Origin of the sequence: Rhodococcus sp. PvR099 (assembly GCF_017833315.1) — a bacterium.
Lineage (GTDB): Bacteria > Actinomycetota > Actinomycetes > Mycobacteriales > Mycobacteriaceae > Rhodococcus_G > Rhodococcus_G oryzae.
The window spans coordinates 2,414,436-2,429,594 of sequence record NZ_JAFIBV010000001.1 but is presented as its reverse complement, the minus strand read 5'-3'; the positions used below and the strand labels follow the sequence as shown (position 1 = coordinate 2,429,594).

Sequence of the window (15,159 nt, the reverse complement as noted above, 5' to 3'; positions counted from 1 at the left end):
ACCGGCTGGCCCTAGGCCAACGCGCCCGCACCACCGAGCGTGACGAACTCGCGGTCCTGCGCCCTCAGCGCGGGCAGGGCCGCGGCCAGTCCCTCCGCGGTGTCACCCGCGGGGCGGTTCATGTGCGCGATCACGATCGACCCGGGCGCAGCGGAGGTCAACGCGCCCTGGACCTTCGAGGTGGGCATGGTCGCGCCCGAGTCGCCGTTCATCGTGAAACCGACGACCTCCTCGCCGAGATCCCGGACGATGGCGGCCGCGACCTCATCGCAGTGTGCGGTGCCCGGCCGGAACCAGCGCGGCGCGACGCCGGTGATCTCCTGCAGCCGTCGGTGATTGACAAGCACCTCGTCGATGACCTCCGCCACGGAACGGGTCCCGGCGATCCCGTACGCCGATCGTCCGGTCACCGACAGCGGCAGGTGCTGTGTCCCGTGGTTGCCGAGTTCGATCAACGGGTTGTCCGCGAGGCGCACCGTCAGCGCCGGATTGGCGTCGATCCAGCGACCGTTGAGGAACAGCGTGGCCGGCAGCCTTTCCCGCTCCAGCAGGACCAGCAGATCGGCGTCCACCGCGGTACCGCCCGGGCCGCCGCAGGCGTCGAAGGTGAGGGCGAGCCTGCGGTCGGGCGGCGCGAGCCGGGTCCTGGTCCCGCTGACGGCGACGCCCCATTCCCGCGGGACCGCGCCCGCGTACCTGGCCTGCACCGTCGCCACGGCGGGCCGGACCGGACTCAACAACGGGTAATCGGTGAGGCTGTCGGCAGGCCCGACCGGGAGCGGCTCGGAACTGGCGACGGTGGGCCCGCCGACCACGGCGAATCGGTGCGCGGCGACCGCGACGCCACCGGCGAGGCCGAGTAGCAGGGACCGGCGGGTGAGGGGCGAGCGCACGGCGACACGCTATGACAGCTGAGGCGATCTCGCGCGCCGAGGCGAACCGTTGGCGGAGACGGCTCCTTTTGGGCCCGACGCGACTAACCTCGATAACCATGACCAAGCCAGCCGAGAACACCCGTATCGTGCTCGCGTCACGCCCCGTCGGCGAACCCCAGCCGTCCGATTTCCGGATCGAGACCGTCCCGGTCCCGGTTCCCGGCGACGGGCAGCTGCTGCTCAAGACCCTCTACCTCTCCCTCGATCCGTACATGCGGGGCCGGATGAGCGCGGCGAAGTCGTACGCCGATCCGGTCGAGCTCGGCGACGTGATGGTCGGCGGCACCGTGTGCGAGGTGGTCGAATCGAAGGACCCCGCCTTCCACGCGGGCGATGTGGTGCTGTCCTTCTCGGGCTGGCAGACGCACTCGGTGATCGACGCGCATCACGTGCGCAAGCTCGACCCGCAGGCCGCGCCGGTGCAGAGCTGGTTGGGCGTGCTGGGGATGCCCGGCTTCACCGGCTACGCCGGGTTGCTGCGCATCGGCGACCCCAAGCCGGGGGAGACGGTGGTCGTCGCCGCCGCGACGGGGCCGGTCGGATCGGCCGTCGGGCAGATCGCGAAGATCAAGGGCGCCAGGGCGGTCGGCATCGCGGGCGGGCCCGAGAAGGTCGCCTACCTGCGCGAGATCGGCTTCGACGCCGCGATCGACCACCGAGCACCGGATTTCGCCGAGCAGCTCGCGGCGGCCTGCCCCGATGGCATCGACGTGTACTTCGAGAATGTCGGCGGTGCGGTGTGGGCCGCGGTGTGCCCGCTGCTGAACGACTTCGCCCGGGTTCCGGTGTGCGGGCTGGTGTCGCACTACAACGAGACCGCGGCACCCGCGGGTCCGGACCGGCTGCCTGGCTTCATGAACGACGTGCTGAAGAAGAGCCTGACGATCCGAGGCTTCATCCAGAGCGAGTTCGTCAAGAGCGACTTCAAGGCGTTCGTCGCCGACATGTCCGGCTGGATGCACAACGGCCGCATCGCGTACCGCGAGGACATCGTCGAGGGGCTGGAGAATGCGCCCGCCGCCTTCAACGGGATGCTGGCCGGGCGCAACTTCGGCAAGCTGATCATCAAGGTGGCCGAGGCCGGCTCGTGACGGGGCTGGGAGAGCGGCCCCAGGAAAAGGTCGGGCCGCTCGAACTGATCGCGTTCCTGTGTGAGCTGGCGATGCTCGTTCTCCTTGCCATGACCGGGGTCGCCGCGACGGATTCACTGCTCGGTCGGGTGCTCGCGACGGTCGCGTTGCCGGCCGCGGCGGCGGGGATCTGGTCTGTCTGGATGGCACCGACGTCCCGCCGCAGGCTTGCCAATCCGTCCCGGCTCTACGCGCAGGTCACGTTGTTCGCGGTGGTCGGGACAACTGTCGGGTTGTTCCTCGGCTGGCTGGTCGGCGCGGCCTTCTTCGTGGTGTCCGCGGTCGTGTTCGCAGAATTGTGCAGGCGGGAGCGGCGCACCGCATAGGACCACCGTCGAACCGGTTGTTCTCGGCAGGGCCTCTACTTGCTGTCGCGGAAAACCGGCTCCCGGTTCTCGCCGGGCCAGTGTGGCCTCCTCGAAGTTGTCGGTCATCAGCCGGATCATCAACACTTCGGCACGCTGATCATCAAGGTCGCGTGACCGCAGTTCTTGACCTGAACCGCGGTTGAGGTCATAGCGTCGCGGGTGCATCGCACCGACGACGGGAGCCCCCATGACCGCGACAGCGTCCGCCCTCACACCCGCTCAGATCGAGTACCTCGGCAGCCAGCGGCTCGGCCGTCTCGCGACGGTCGATCGTCGGGGCGCCCCGCAGAACAACCCGGTGGGATATCGGTACAACGCCGAGCTCGGCACCATCGACATCGGCGGCCACAACCTCGGCGCGAGCAGGAAGTTCCGCAACCTCGCGGGCAACGACCGGGTGGCCTTCGTCGTCGACGACCTCGCGTCGATCCAGCCGTGGGTGGTGCGGTGCATCGAGATCCGCGGCAGGGCGGAGGCATTGACGGACGTGGAGCCGTGGGGGAGGGGGATGTCGCCGGAGCTGATCCGCATCCACCCCGACCGGGTGATCGCATTCGGGCTTGACTCCGGCGCGGGCGCCTGAACTATTTGCTGTCGCGGAACACCGGCTCCCGCTTCTCGCGCCGGGCCAGGGTGGCCTCTTCGAAGTTGTCGGTCATCAGCCGGATCATCAACTGACCCAGGCCTTCCTGGTTCATGTGTTGCGCCATCGAGGAGGCGTCCAGGCTCGACCAGAGGGTGCGCTTGGTGAGCTCGACGCCGGGCCGGGAGAAGGCCGCGATCCGCGTCGCCAGGTCGAAGCACTCCTCGAGCAGGTCCTTGCCGTCGATGATGCGGGAGACGAGCCCGATCCGCTCCGCCTCCGCGGCATCGATGTCCCGACCGGACAGCATGATCTCGAACGCGCGGGACGAGCCGATCGCGCGCGGCAGCAGGTAGCTCAGCCCGAGCTCGCTGGCGGTCAGTCCGTTGTTGATGCCCGCCGCCCGGAAGTACGCCTCCGGGGCGGCCATCCGGATGTCTGCGGCCAGCGACAGGCAGAAGCCGCCGCCGATCGCGGCGCCGTTGACCGCGGCGATCACCGGCTGATGCATCCGGCGGATCGCCAGCACCACGTCGTCGAGGATCTCCATGGCGCGCAACGCGATCGACGGACGGGTCAGGCCGTCGATGTGCGGGGGACTGCCCGCGGAGGCCTGGTCGGCGCCCGAGCAGAAGCCGTGGCCCGCGCCGGTGAGGACGACCGCGCGCACCGAGTTGTCGTTGCTGATCGCCTCGAGCGATTCCTTCAGCGGAACCATCACGTCGAACGCCATGGCGTTCATCCGCTCGGGGCGGTTGAGGGTCACCAGGGCCACGTTCTCGCGGGGCCGCTCGACGAGGACAAAACTCATGGCCGTTCTCCTGCTCGACGACGGACGTAGGTCGCGCCGACACTACGTCCTGCCTGGCCGCCGCGGAGCGGTTTCTGGCACCAGGTGCAGGATGCGCCCCGTGGAGGTGTCCACCCCGGCCCGACTCCTCCGGAAACGCGTCGTCCGATTCCCGCCAGCACCGAGTCCCGGGATTCAGCAGTCTGAATCAGGTGCTCACCGCACCACTTTCAGCAGATCTCCCGAAAGGACTCATCATGTCTTCGAGCCTGGACTCCAAGGTCTTCATCGTCACCGGCGGTACCTCCGGCATCGGCCTCGCGGTCGCCCGTCGGCTCACGGCGGAGGGCGCCGCGGTCGTGCTCGGCGCTCGCCGCCGGGATGTCGGTGCGGACGCCGCCGCGGGCATCCGCGCCGCGGGCGGCACCGCGATCTTCGTGCCCGCGGACGTGTCGGTGGAGGCGGACGCCGCGGCACTGGTCGACGCCGCGGTCGCCGAGTTCGGGCGGCTGGACGGGGCCTTCAACAACGCGGGCGGCGTCAACGCGTCCGGCCCGGTGTCCGGGATCGACGGGGCGGACTGGGACGCGGAGCTCGCGCAGAACGCCACCAGCGTCTTCCACTGCCTCAAGCACCAGATTCCCGCGGTCCTCGAGACCCGCGGGGCCATCGTCAACAACGCGTCCAACCTGGGAGCCGTCGGGCTGCCCGAGGTCGCGCCCTATGTCGCGGCCAAGCACGCCGTCGTGGGGCTGACCCGGGCCGTCGCGCTGGAGGTCGCCGAGCGCGGAGTGCGGGTCAACGCCATCACCACCGGCGGGGTCGACACCCCGCTCTCCCGCGGATCGATGGCCCCCACCGACGAGGCGATGGCGCAGATCGCGGCCATGCACCCGGTGAACCGCGTCGCCCAGCCGGAGGAGATCGCGCCGTTCGTCGCGTTCCTGCTGAGCGAGGAGGCGTCGTTCGTCACCGGCGCCGCGCTGGCGATCGACGGGGGATTCACGGCGCGCTGAGCGGAACCGGACGCGCGTGCGGACGCCTTGGCCTAGGCGTCCGCACGCCGCCTGCGCGCATTGAGCACCGAAAGGCCGGCGATCACGGCGAACAGCACGGCCGTGGAGATCAGCTGCTTGCGGGCGTCGGCGTCGGTCAGCATCAGCAGGATCAGGCCGCCGAGCGCGGCGAGGGTGAACCAGCTCAGGTAGGGGAAGCCCCACATCCGGAGGCTGAGCTTGCCCTCGGCCTCCAGCCGCGGTCGCAGCCGCAGCTGCGAGACCACGATGAAGATCCAGATCACCAGCAGCGCGGCGCCGACGGCGTTGAGCAGGATCGACAGCAGCGAGTCCGGCAGCAGCCAGTTCAAAAGCACGCTGACGAAGCCGAAGAACACCGAGAGCAGCACCGCGTTGGTGGGCACCCCGGTCTTGGACAGGCCGCCCAGCAGCGCCGGGCCGTCGCCGCGACGGGCGAGCGAATAGGCCATCCGGGAGGTGCCGTAGACGTTGGCGTTGAAGGCCGACAGCAGCGCAACCACGACCACCAGTTCCATGAAACCGGCCACGTAGGAGATGTGTGCCTGGTTCAGGACGGCCACGAAGGGACCGCTCTGCAGCTGCGGCGAGTTCCAGGGCAGCACCAGCACCATGATCGCGATCGAGCCGATGTAGAACACGCTGATGCGCCACACCACGCTGCGCACGGCCGTGGCGATCGAGTGCTCGGGGTCCTTCGACTCGGCCGCGGCGATCGTCACGATCTCGATGCCGCCGAATGCGAACGCGACCACGAGCAGGCCCGCGGCGATGCCCGCGAAGCCGTTCGGCATGAAGCCGCCCTGGCCGAACAGGTTCGTGAACCCGACCGGGTCGGTGTCCGGCAGCAGCCCGAAGACCAGCAGTACGCCGATCACCAGGAAGGCGATGATGACCGCGACCTTGATGGCGGCGAACCAGAACTCGAACTCGCCGAAGTTGCTCACCTTGGCCAGGTTCACCACCGCGAAGAAGGTGACGAAGACCAGCGCGACCACCCACTGCGGCACCCCGGGCAGCCATCCGTGCACGATCGCCGAGGCCCCGGTGATCTCGGCGCCGAGCACCATGATCAGCATGAACCAGTACAGCCAGCCCATCGTGAAGCCGGCCCACTCGCCGATGCCGATGCGCGCGTAGTGGCTGAACGAGCCGCTGGCCGGGATCGCGGCGCCCATCTCGCCGAGCATCCGCATCACGAAGACCACGATGATGCCGGCGATGATGTACGAGATCAGCACGGCCGGGCCGGCCTTCGCGATCCCGACACCGGTGCCGAGGAACAACCCGGCGCCGATCGCGGAACCGAGGCCCATCATCGTCAGATGGCGGACCTTGAGCCCGTGCCCGAGGTGCGAGGTGTCGCCCTCCTCGGCGAGGGCTGTAGCGGTGTCCTGTGCCGGGTCGCTCGTCGTCATCGTCAGTCGTTCTTGTGCAACGCGGCGTTGAGCTCGACGCCGGTGCCCTTCCACGGCACCACCTCGACGGCGCCGGACACCGAGTTACGGCGGAACAAGATGTTGGACTGGCCGTTGAGCTCCTTGGCCTTGATCACCGTGCCGTCCGGGCCGGAGACCTTGGTGCCGGAGGTGATGTACAGACCCGCCTCGACCACGCAGTCGTCGCCGAGGGAGATGCCGAGGCCGGAGTTCGCGCCCAGCAGGCAGCGCTTGCCCACCGAGATGACCTCCTTGCCGCCGCCGGAGAGGGTGCCCATGATCGAGGCGCCGCCACCGACATCGGAACCGTCGTCGACGACGACGCCCGCGGAGATGCGGCCCTCGACCATCGAGTTGCCGAGGGTGCCTGCGTTGAAGTTCACGAAGCCCTCGTGCATGACCGTGGTGCCGCTGGCCAGGTGCGCGCCGAGGCGGACCCGGTCTGCGTCGGCGATCCGGACGCCGGAGGGGACCACGTAGTCGACGAGGCGCGGGAACTTGTCGATGCCGTAGACGGTGACCTGGCCGCGGGCGCGCAGCTTGGCGCGGACCAGCTCGAAGCCGTCGACCGCGCAGGGGCCGAAGTTGGTCCACACCACGTTGGCGAGCAGGCCGAAGACGCCGTCGAGGTTGGCGCCGTGCGGCTGGACGAGACGGTGCGAGATCAGGTGCAGGCGCAGGTAGGCGTCGTGCGCGTCGACCGGCGCGGCGGCCAGATCGGCGATCGAGGTGCGCACCGCGACCTGCTTGACGCCGCGGGCCTCGTCGTCGCCGACCAGCGCGGCCAGCTCGGCCGGGATGTCGGCGCCCTCGAGCACGACGGTGCCCGTCTCGGCCACATCGCTCAGCGTGGGCTCCGGGTACCAGGTGTCGAGGACGACCCCGCCCGTGGTCACGTTTGCGATACCGACTGCCGTTGCTCCCTGAGTGCTCACGGGCAGTCAGGGTACCGGCTGGAGCAATTGAACCGTCACCCGCGCGCATCCCGTGCAAGGCTGAGCGCAGACCGTCGTACCGGCCGAATGGATGTGGGGACGCATGCGTGGAATCGGATTCGCCCGTTCGGTCAGGATCGCCGCGGCCGGCGCAGCGGTGGCCGCGGCCCTCTCGTTGCTGTCGACGCCGCAGGCGGGCGCCGCGCCGCTCTGCCCCGGCGCGAGGCAGGCGCCCGCGTTGGTCGGCCGGGTGCCGGGCGCGGCAATCGAGGGTGCTGCCGTCGACGGCGCGGGCCGGCTCTACCTCACGGACCTGCGCAGCAACCGGGTGCTCCGGATCGACCGGCCAGGCGCTCCGGCCGTGCCGTTCGCGACCCTGCCCGGCCCGATCGGCGGCGGCCTGGTCTTCGCGCCGGACGGCGCCCTGCTGGTCGGCTACGGCGATGCCCGCGTGTTCGTCGGCGACATCGCGCGGCCGGCGGGGATCGTCAGGATCGACGTCGGGACCGGCGCGGTGCACCCGTTCGCGTCGGGACTCTCCGCGGCGAACGGCCTGGCCGTGACCCGCGACGGCACCGTGTACGCCACCAACGACCTCGCATCGCTGGTCGGGCGGGTGCTGCCGAACGGTGTCGTGCAGCCCGACTGGGCAGTGCTGCCCAGCGCCAACGGCGCCGCGCTCAGCGCCGACGACCGCTATCTCTACGTGTCGCGGACCTTCGTGAATCCGGGCGTGAGCCGGATCCCGCTGGCGAACCCGGCCGCACCCGAGTCGCTGGTGGACTTCGGCAGCGGCGACGCCTTCGTCGCGCCTGACGGGCTGGTGCTGGACGCGGCGGGCCGTCCGATCGTGCCCACCGACATCAGCGGCGAGATCCTGCGGGTGGACGGGCCGAACCGGTACTGCGCCCTCGCCGGCGGCCTGCCGGGTTCCAGCGTGCTGACCTTCGGCAGCGGCGGCTCCGGGTTCTCCGAAGGCCGGCTGTTCCGCGCCGGTTTCGACGGCGACATCTACGAGATAGGCGCGTAGCGCCCGTGCGCGGTTGACGAGTCCCTGGACTCGCTTACCGCGCACGGGCGGCGGAGCCGCCTAGTCTGATCGGGTGACCCCGACGCCGCGCCTTGACCTGCACGCCGACCCGATCGAGCTCACCGCCGCGCTGGTCGACATCCCGAGCGTCTCCCATGACGAGGCACTGATCGCGGATGCGGTGGAGGCGGCGCTGCGGGAGCAGACCATCGGCTTCGAGGTGATCCGCAACGGCAACGCGGTGCTCGCCCGCACCGACCTGGGACTGCCGAGCCGGGTGATGCTGGCCGGCCACCTCGACACGGTGCCGATCGCCGACAACGTGCCGAGCACTCGCACCTTCGACCCCGTGCAGGGGGAGCTGCTGCACGGCTGCGGCACCGTCGACATGAAGTCCGGTGACGCGGTGTTCCTGCACCTGGCCGCGACGATCGAGGAACTCGCGCACGATCTGACGCTGGTGTTCTACGACTGCGAGGAGATCGCGGCCGTGCACAACGGCCTCGGCCGCATCGAGCGCGAGCTGCCGCAATGGCTGCAGGCCGACGTCGCGGTGCTCGGCGAACCGTCGGGCGGGTTCATCGAGGCCGGCTGCCAGGGCACCCTGCGGGTGCGGCTGACGACCTCCGGCACCCGTGCGCACTCGGCGCGATCCTGGCTGGGGGACAACGCGATCCACAAGTTCGGGCCGCTGCTGGCCAGGCTCGCCGACTACCAGGCGCGCTCGGTGGACATCGACGGCTGTGTCTACCGCGAGGGTCTGTCCGCGGTGCGCATCGCCGGGGGAGTGGCCGGGAACGTGGTGCCCGACGCCGCCGAGGTGGACGTGAACTTCCGGTTCGCACCCGACCGCAGCGTGGACCAGGCGATCGAGCACGTCAGGGAGGTGGTGGACGGACTCGGCCTCGGCTTCGAGGTGACGGACAGTTCGGCGGGGGCGCTTCCCGGTCTGGGTGCCCCGGCCGCCGCCGCGCTGATCGGAGCGGCGGGCGGACAGTTCCGCGCGAAGTACGGCTGGACCGATGTCGCCCGGTTCTCGGCGCTCGGCATCCCGGCCGTCAACTACGGCCCCGGCGACCCGAACCTCGCGCACAAGCGGGACGAGCACGTCCCGACCTCGCAGATCACCGAGGTCACCCGGGTGCTGCGCGGCTACCTCAGCACCTGACGTCTCACGCGGATGCGTCCGTCCCGTCGATCGCAGGCAGCCAGCGGTCGGCGAGCGACCGAACCCAGTCGGCCGCCGCGCGGGGGTCGTCCGGCGGAGCCTCGACGAGCACCAGTTCATCGACGCCCGCCCCGGCGAGCGCGGGGACGTCGCCGGGATCGACGTCGCGCAGCGCCACGGCCATCCGCAACTCGCCGGGGTCGCGCCCGACCGCGCGGCACAGTCCGCGGAGGGTGTCGATCCGTTCCGCGACCTGCTCCACGCCGGAGAGATTGAATCCGTACCACCCGTCGCCCCAGGTCGCGGCCCGTCGCAGCGCCGGGTCGCTGTTGCCGCCGACGACGATGGGGATGCGACGGTCGCGAACCGGTCTGGGATTGACCCGAACGGCGTCGAAGCTGACGAACTCGCCATCGAAGGAGGCGACGTCGTCCCGCCAGAGCGTCCGCATGGCCGCGACGTACTCGGCGGCGCGCGGGCCACGCCGAGCGAAGGGAACGCCGAGCGCGGCGAATTCCTCCTCGGACCAGCCGATGCCGACGCCGAGCGTCAACCGGCCAGCGCTCATCAGGTCCAGTGTCGCCGCCTGCTTGGCCAACAGCACGGGGTTGTGTTCGGGGAGAAGGAGTATGCCCGTCGCGATGTGGATCCTGCGCGTCGCCGCGGCGGCGAAGCTGAGCCCGATCATCGGGTCGAGCCAGTCCGCGACGGCGGGCACGGCGATCCTGCCGTCGTCGGCGTAGGGGTAGCGGGAGGTCGGACGGTCCACCATCACGACATGTTCGCCCGCCAAGAGCGTCGCGAAGCCGGAGTCGTCGGCGGCGACCGCGACGGCGTCGATCACCTCGCGGCGAGCGCCGGTGCCGATTCCCAGCGCGTGGAGCCCCAGACGCATCGGTCAATCGTGGCACACGCGAACCGGCGCCGCCGGTGGAACGCAGCCGGCCTCACCCAGGCGGTCGACGGGTGAGGTCGGCCGCGGTGACTAGCCGATGCTGAACGGCTGTCCCCACAGCGTGGTGCTGCTGGTGATGTTGTCGGTGCTCACCGAGACGGTGGCGTAGGACCGGGCCTGCGCGTAGCCGGCGCAGCCCTCGACGCCGATGGTGGAGTCGGCGTAGGTGACGCTGCCGCTCTTGCCCTTGAAGCTGTTGGCACCGCTGTGCATCTCGCCGCCGAAGCCGTCGGCCTTCTCGAGGTCGAGCAGTTTGACGTTCTTGGCCTGGCCGGGGCCGATGCTGACGGTGCCCGCGGTCTTGGCGGTCTGCTTGGCGCTCTCACCCTCCCAACCCGAGGACATCCCGGCGTCGGCGCCGCCCTTGCCGCCGAGTGTCAGCTGGCAGGCCACCACGTAGCCCGCGGTGATGCTGCCGCCCTTGGCATTCGGCCCGGTGACCTCGGCGCCGATCCGGCCGGACACCCATACATTGCGGTGCAGCGGGGTCGCGCCCATCGACGGCGAGATGTTGGCGCTTTCGCCGGTACGGGTGATCGTGACGACCGTGCCGTCGGCGAGGATCTCGGTGATGCTGCCGTCCGGCAAGGGGACGAAGGTGTCGGCATTGGCCGCACCCGCCGACAGGAAGCCGACCGCGACGGCCGTGGCCGCGCCGACAGCGGAGATCTGCAGCCCGTGACGCAGGCCGGTGTTGCTGGAGTTCATGATTTCCCTTGTCATCCGATGCTGAAGGGCTGGCCGTACAGGGTGGTCTTGGAGTAGTTGCCGCCGACGATCTCGACCACGGTGTAGGAGCGGGCCTGGGCGAAGCCGCCGCAGTTCTGGATCTCGAGCTGGGTGTCCTGGTACTGGACGGAGTACTTGCCGTTCTTCTTGATGTCCTTGCCGGAGACGCCGACGAACTTGACCTGGCCGGCCGAGACCGGGACGGTCAACGACCCCGAGACTGACGGGCCCGTGAGGTCCATCGAGGCGCCGATGGACCCACCGAGGCCGGTGATGTCGACCTGGCAGCCCACGATGTAGCCCGTGCTGATCCGCGAGACCCCGTGCGTGGACGAGTTGTTGGTGCCCTTGTCGTTGGTCGCACCGTTCCAGGGGCCGGCCTCTGTTTCCTTGGTGATGCCGGTGACATCGGCGGTGACCGTGCCCGAGACCCACGCGGTGCGGCCGGCACCGTTGGCGGCCAGCGACGGCGAGATCAGGGCGCTCTCGCCGGTGCGGGAGACGACAGCTCCCGGCCCGGCCTTCTGCCCGTCCGGCAGCGGCACCAGGGTGTCGGCATGCGCCGCACCGGTCGACATCAGGCCGATCGCGACCGCGGCGACCGCGGTTGCGCCCGCCATGCGGGCGCCGCGCACCACGGACATGTTCTTCACGCTCAAAGCAATCCCCTCACAAGGAATCTCGACCGGGCAACTCGGGTGACCGAGGCGGGCGGGGACATATCGTTGCCACCGCGAACAAGAAGTTAGCGAAGGCTAAACTACTTTGCAATCGCTTGCTGTGGCGTTTACCCAGTGAAATGGGTCACCCGCGTCGGGATAGCCTTGCTCGCATGGCACCCGACAAGACGCCCGGCCGGGCCGCGAAGCAGAACACCTCGAAGCGGGGCAGTGCCTCGGTCAAGCACCGCGGACCGATCCTGCTCCGCCGCGATCGCAAGGTGGAGACGACAACCACCGATTCGAGGCTGCTCGACCAGCGTGGGCCGACCGACTGGGTGCACACCGATCCGTGGCGGGTGCTGCGGATCCAGAGCGAGTTCGTCGAGGGCTTCGGAGCGCTCGCGGAGGTGCCGCGCGCGGTGACGGTCTTCGGCTCCGCGCGAACCGGGTCCGATCACCCCGAGTACACCGCGGGCCGTGACCTCGGTGCCGCACTGGCCGAGGCCGGGTACGCGGTTATCACCGGGGGCGGCCCCGGCGTGATGGAGGCCGCGAACCGTGGTGCCAGCGAGTCGGGCGGTTACTCGATCGGTCTCGGCATCGAGCTGCCGTTCGAGCAGGGCCTCAACGAGTGGGTCGACCTCGGCATCAACTTCCGCTACTTCTTCGCCCGCAAGACCATGTTCGTCAAGTACTCGCAGGCCTTCATCTGTCTGCCGGGCGGCTTCGGCACCCTCGACGAACTGTTCGAGGCGCTGACCCTTGTGCAGACCCGCAAGGTCACCCGGTTCCCCATCGTGCTGTTCGGCACCCAGTACTGGTCCGGCCTGCTCGAGTGGATCAAGACGACGCTGGTGGAGAGCGGCAAGATCTCCGAGAGCGACGTCGAACTGCTGCACGTGACCGACAGCGTCGAGGAGGCCGTGCGCATCGTCGTCGAGTCGCAGCACGGCGTCGACGCCGCCGAGCTGATGGGAACCGAGGAGGAGTGGTGATCTTCCCGATCCGCACCATCTGTGTGTACTGCGCCTCCGGGCCGGTCGACGATTCGTACCTGGCGCTCGCGGCGGAACTGGGCACCGAGATCGGCCGGCGGGGGCTGCGGTTGGTCTCGGGCGGCGGCAACGTCTCGATGATGGGCGCGGTGGCAAGGGCCACCCGCGAGGCCGGCGGCTGGACCATCGGCGTCATCCCGAAGGCGTTGGTGCACAGGGAGGTCGCCGATACCGATGCCGACGAACTGATCGTCACCGACACGATGCGTCAGCGGAAGCAGATCATGGAGGACCGGGCCGACGCCTTCATCACCCTGCCCGGTGGGATCGGCACGCTCGAGGAGCTCTTCGAGACCTGGACTGCGGGCTACCTGGGCATGCATGCCAAGCCGGTGGTCCTGCTCGACCCGGTCGGCCACTACTCGGGGCTCCTGAGCTGGCTGGACGGACTGCGTGACGGCGGCTTCGTGCAGCAGCGGGCCCTCGACGGGCTGCTGGTGACGTCCGGGGTCGGCGAGGCGCTCGACGCCTGCACCACCCCGTGATCGTCGGTGCCTGCATGTCACTATGAAGCCCATGACCGAACCCCACGTCGCGGCCTCGCCGACCCTGTGCGGCAAGCCGGTGGCGACCGATCGGGCCCTGGTGATGGCGATCGTCAACCGCACCCCGGATTCGTTCTACGACAAGGGCGCCACCTTCACCGATGAGGCGGCCATGGCGGCCGTCCACCGGGCGGTCGACGAGGGTGCGGACCTGGTCGACATCGGCGGCGTCAAGGCGGGCCCGGGAGACGAGGTGGACACCGCCGAGGAGATCCGCCGGGTGGTGCCGTTCGTGGAGGCGATCCGCGGCCGGTACCCGGACCTGCTGATCTCCGTGGACACCTGGCGCGGCCCCGTCGCCCGGCTGGCCTGTGGTGCGGGCGCCGACCTGATCAACGACACCTGGTCCGGTGCCGATCCGACGCTGGTGGAGGTCGCGGCCGAACTGGGCGCCGGATACGTCTGCTCGCACACCGGCGGCGCCGTGCCCCGGACCCGGCCGCACCGGGTCCGCTACACGGACGTGGTCGCGGATGTGGTCGACGAGGTGGTGACGGCTGCGCAGCGGGCGCGCGATCTCGGCGTTCCAGCCGACGGTATCCTCATCGATCCGACCCACGATTTCGGCAAAAACACCTTCCACGGGCTCGAGTTGTTGCGGCGCGTGGACGTTCTTGTAAACACCGGGTGGCCTGTCCTGATGGCACTGAGCAACAAGGATTTTATCGGGGAGACTCTAGGTGTAGAACTCGCCGAGCGGTTGGAGGGTACGTTGGCAGCGACAGCATTGGCAGCCGCAGAAGGTGCCCGAGTCTTCAGGGTCCACGAGGTCGCATCCACCAGACGAGTGGTCGACATGGTCGCCGCGATCATCGGCACCAGGGCGCCGGCCCGCACGGTCAGGGGGCTGGCATGAGGACGAGCACGAGCGGTGAGCGTGTCTGGTCGGAGGCGAACAGCTGGGACCATCCGGCGTGGAGCATCGCCGACCTGATCGCGGCGAAGGCAGGCCGGACGGTGTCCGTCGTGCTGCCCGCACTGAACGAGGAGAAGACGGTCTCCGCGGTGGTGGACACCATCCATCCGCTGCTCGGCAGCCTGGTGGACGAGCTGATCGTGCTCGACTCCGGGTCGACCGACGAGACCGCGGAACGGGCCGCCGCGGCGGGGGCCACCGTGGTCAGTCGCGAGCAGGCGGTGCCCGGCCTCGCGCCGGTCCCCGGCAAGGGCGAGGTGCTCTGGCGCTCGATCGCGGCGAGCACGGGCGACCTGATCGCCTTCGTCGATTCCGATCTGATCAACCCCGACCCGGAGTTCGTGCCGAAGTTGCTCGGCCCGCTGCTGACGGTCGACGGCATCCACCTCGTGAAGGGGTACTACCGGCGGCCGCTGCGGGTCAGCGGGACCGAGGATGCGAACGGCGGCGGCAGGGTCACCGAGTTGGTCGCGCGACCGCTGCTGGCGGCGATGCGGCCCGAGCTGACCTCGGTGCTGCAACCCCTCGGCGGTGAGTACGCGGGGACGAGGGAGCTGTTGTCCGCGGTCCCGTTCGCGCCCGGGTACGGGGTGGAGATCGGGCTGCTGCTCGACACCTACGACCGGCTCGGGCTCAGCGCCATCGGCCAGGTGAACCTGGGGGTGCGCAAGCACCGCAACCGGCCGCTGGTCGAGCTCGGCGTGATGAGCAGGCAGATCATCGGCACCATGCTCCGCCGGTGCGGCATCGAGGATTCCGGAGCGGGGCTGACGCAGTTCCTGGCCGAGGGTGACTCGTTCGTGCCGGTGACCACCGAGGTGTCGCTGGCGGACCGGCCGCCGATGAACACGCTCAGGCCATAAGGCAGGCGGGTCACCGGGTTGC

General features: G+C 69.9%; 17 protein-coding genes. 10 read left to right on the top strand and 7 right to left on the bottom strand.

Features of this window, described 5'->3' with window-relative positions:
• Positions 1 to 11: 11 nt before the first annotated feature.
• On the bottom strand, positions 12 to 893 hold the full coding sequence (locus JOE46_RS10995; RefSeq protein ID WP_307861276.1) for a polysaccharide deacetylase family protein: 882 nt from the start codon (positions 891 to 893) through the stop codon (positions 12 to 14).
• Between the two features lie 98 nt (positions 894 to 991).
• Between JOE46_RS10995 and JOE46_RS10990 the strand changes: the two genes are divergently transcribed.
• From JOE46_RS10990 to JOE46_RS10980, 3 genes are all read left to right on the top strand, one after another.
• Positions 992 to 2,026 (top strand): NADP-dependent oxidoreductase, encoded by a 1,035-nt coding sequence (locus JOE46_RS10990; protein WP_209927224.1) that lies wholly within the window; start codon positions 992 to 994, stop codon positions 2,024 to 2,026.
• Complete coding sequence (locus JOE46_RS10985; protein WP_209927223.1) at positions 2,023 to 2,391, top strand: YrdB family protein; 369 nt, start codon at positions 2,023 to 2,025, stop codon at positions 2,389 to 2,391. Before JOE46_RS10990 ends, JOE46_RS10985 begins: the two co-directional genes overlap by 4 nt.
• Positions 2,392 to 2,620: 229 nt before the next feature.
• A complete protein-coding gene (locus tag JOE46_RS10980) occupies positions 2,621 to 3,016 on the top strand; it encodes a PPOX class F420-dependent oxidoreductase (RefSeq protein ID WP_097212543.1) in 396 nt (131 codons plus the stop codon).
• Position 3,017: 1 nt separating this feature from the next.
• Here JOE46_RS10980 and JOE46_RS10975 read toward each other — a convergent pair whose 3' ends face one another.
• Positions 3,018 to 3,827 carry an enoyl-CoA hydratase gene (locus tag JOE46_RS10975; RefSeq protein ID WP_209927222.1) on the bottom strand — a complete coding sequence of 270 codons (810 nt, stop codon included), beginning with the start codon at positions 3,825 to 3,827 and terminating at the stop codon, positions 3,018 to 3,020.
• Positions 3,828 to 4,063: 236 nt separating this feature from the next.
• Here JOE46_RS10975 and JOE46_RS10970 point away from each other — a divergent pair, with 236 nt between their 5' ends.
• The gene (locus JOE46_RS10970) at positions 4,064 to 4,822 is read left to right on the top strand and encodes an SDR family NAD(P)-dependent oxidoreductase (protein WP_209927220.1); all 759 of its coding nucleotides are present in this window, start codon (positions 4,064 to 4,066) and stop codon (positions 4,820 to 4,822) included.
• A 32-nt stretch (positions 4,823 to 4,854) separates the two neighbouring features.
• On the opposite strand, the gene JOE46_RS10965 is transcribed toward JOE46_RS10970, so the two are convergent.
• Positions 4,855 to 6,159 (bottom strand): amino acid permease, encoded by a 1,305-nt coding sequence (locus JOE46_RS10965; RefSeq protein ID WP_245221630.1) that lies wholly within the window; start codon positions 6,157 to 6,159, stop codon positions 4,855 to 4,857.
• A gap of 101 nt (positions 6,160 to 6,260) precedes the next feature.
• Positions 6,261 to 7,214 (bottom strand): 2,3,4,5-tetrahydropyridine-2,6-dicarboxylate N-succinyltransferase, encoded by a 954-nt coding sequence (dapD, locus tag JOE46_RS10960; protein WP_209927218.1) that lies wholly within the window; start codon positions 7,212 to 7,214, stop codon positions 6,261 to 6,263.
• Positions 7,215 to 7,317: 103 nt separating this feature from the next.
• Between dapD and JOE46_RS10955 the strand changes: the two genes are divergently transcribed.
• Both JOE46_RS10955 and dapE read left to right on the top strand, forming a co-directional pair.
• A complete protein-coding gene (locus tag JOE46_RS10955) occupies positions 7,318 to 8,244 on the top strand; it encodes an SMP-30/gluconolactonase/LRE family protein (RefSeq protein ID WP_097212538.1) in 927 nt (308 codons plus the stop codon).
• A 73-nt stretch (positions 8,245 to 8,317) separates the two neighbouring features.
• Positions 8,318 to 9,412, top strand: a complete 1,095-nt coding sequence (gene dapE / locus JOE46_RS10950) for a succinyl-diaminopimelate desuccinylase (protein ID WP_097212537.1) — start codon at positions 8,318 to 8,320, stop codon at positions 9,410 to 9,412.
• A 4-nt stretch (positions 9,413 to 9,416) separates the two neighbouring features.
• On the opposite strand, the gene JOE46_RS10945 is transcribed toward dapE, so the two are convergent.
• From JOE46_RS10945 to JOE46_RS10935, 3 genes are all read right to left on the bottom strand, one after another.
• The gene (locus tag JOE46_RS10945; RefSeq protein ID WP_097212536.1) at positions 9,417 to 10,307 is read right to left on the bottom strand and encodes an LLM class F420-dependent oxidoreductase; all 891 of its coding nucleotides are present in this window, start codon (positions 10,305 to 10,307) and stop codon (positions 9,417 to 9,419) included.
• A 90-nt stretch (positions 10,308 to 10,397) separates the two neighbouring features.
• Positions 10,398 to 11,075: an MspA family porin gene (locus JOE46_RS10940; protein ID WP_209927217.1), complete on the bottom strand. Its 678-nt coding sequence runs from the start codon at positions 11,073 to 11,075 to the stop codon at positions 10,398 to 10,400.
• Between the two features lie 11 nt (positions 11,076 to 11,086).
• A complete protein-coding gene (locus tag JOE46_RS10935; protein WP_209929069.1) occupies positions 11,087 to 11,740 on the bottom strand; it encodes an MspA family porin in 654 nt (217 codons plus the stop codon).
• Between the two features lie 188 nt (positions 11,741 to 11,928).
• Between JOE46_RS10935 and JOE46_RS10930 the strand changes: the two genes are divergently transcribed.
• The 4 genes from JOE46_RS10930 to JOE46_RS10915 are packed head-to-tail and all read left to right on the top strand — an operon-like array spanning position 11,929 to position 15,137.
• Positions 11,929 to 12,753 carry a TIGR00730 family Rossman fold protein gene (locus tag JOE46_RS10930; protein ID WP_097212534.1) on the top strand — a complete coding sequence of 275 codons (825 nt, stop codon included), beginning with the start codon at positions 11,929 to 11,931 and terminating at the stop codon, positions 12,751 to 12,753.
• The gene (locus tag JOE46_RS10925; protein WP_257017539.1) at positions 12,750 to 13,298 is read left to right on the top strand and encodes a TIGR00730 family Rossman fold protein; all 549 of its coding nucleotides are present in this window, start codon (positions 12,750 to 12,752) and stop codon (positions 13,296 to 13,298) included. Before JOE46_RS10930 ends, JOE46_RS10925 begins: the two co-directional genes overlap by 4 nt.
• Positions 13,299 to 13,320: 22 nt before the next feature.
• Entirely contained in the window at positions 13,321 to 14,214 is an 894-nt protein-coding gene (gene folP / locus JOE46_RS10920; RefSeq protein WP_097212532.1) for a dihydropteroate synthase, read from the top strand.
• A complete protein-coding gene (locus JOE46_RS10915; protein ID WP_077042451.1) occupies positions 14,211 to 15,137 on the top strand; it encodes a glucosyl-3-phosphoglycerate synthase in 927 nt (308 codons plus the stop codon). The genes folP and JOE46_RS10915 overlap by 4 nt, the downstream gene beginning before the upstream one ends.
• The last annotated feature ends 22 nt before the right edge of the window (positions 15,138 to 15,159 follow it).

Excerpts from the sequence above, each read along its gene's own strand:
- JOE46_RS10990 (WP_209927224.1), top strand. The coding sequence starts at position 992 with ATGACCAAGCCAGCCGAGAACACCCGTATCGTGCTCGCGTCACGCCCC.
- JOE46_RS10980 (WP_097212543.1), top strand. The coding sequence starts at position 2,621 with ATGACCGCGACAGCGTCCGCCCTCACACCCGCTCAGATCGAGTACCTC.
- JOE46_RS10975 (WP_209927222.1), bottom strand. The coding sequence starts at position 3,827 with ATGAGTTTTGTCCTCGTCGAGCGGCCCCGCGAGAACGTGGCCCTGGTG.
- JOE46_RS10970 (WP_209927220.1), top strand. The coding sequence starts at position 4,064 with ATGTCTTCGAGCCTGGACTCCAAGGTCTTCATCGTCACCGGCGGTACC.
- JOE46_RS10965 (WP_245221630.1), bottom strand. The coding sequence starts at position 6,159 with ATGATGGGCCTCGGTTCCGCGATCGGCGCCGGGTTGTTCCTCGGCACC.
- JOE46_RS10955 (WP_097212538.1), top strand. The coding sequence starts at position 7,318 with ATGCGTGGAATCGGATTCGCCCGTTCGGTCAGGATCGCCGCGGCCGGC.
- JOE46_RS10945 (WP_097212536.1), bottom strand. The coding sequence starts at position 10,307 with ATGCGTCTGGGGCTCCACGCGCTGGGAATCGGCACCGGCGCTCGCCGC.
- JOE46_RS10940 (WP_209927217.1), bottom strand. The coding sequence starts at position 11,075 with ATGAACTCCAGCAACACCGGCCTGCGTCACGGGCTGCAGATCTCCGCT.
- JOE46_RS10935 (WP_209929069.1), bottom strand. The coding sequence starts at position 11,740 with ATGTCCGTGGTGCGCGGCGCCCGCATGGCGGGCGCAACCGCGGTCGCC.
- JOE46_RS10930 (WP_097212534.1), top strand. The coding sequence starts at position 11,929 with ATGGCACCCGACAAGACGCCCGGCCGGGCCGCGAAGCAGAACACCTCG.
- folP (WP_097212532.1), top strand. The coding sequence starts at position 13,321 with ATGAAGCCCATGACCGAACCCCACGTCGCGGCCTCGCCGACCCTGTGC.
- JOE46_RS10915 (WP_077042451.1), top strand. The coding sequence starts at position 14,211 with ATGAGGACGAGCACGAGCGGTGAGCGTGTCTGGTCGGAGGCGAACAGC.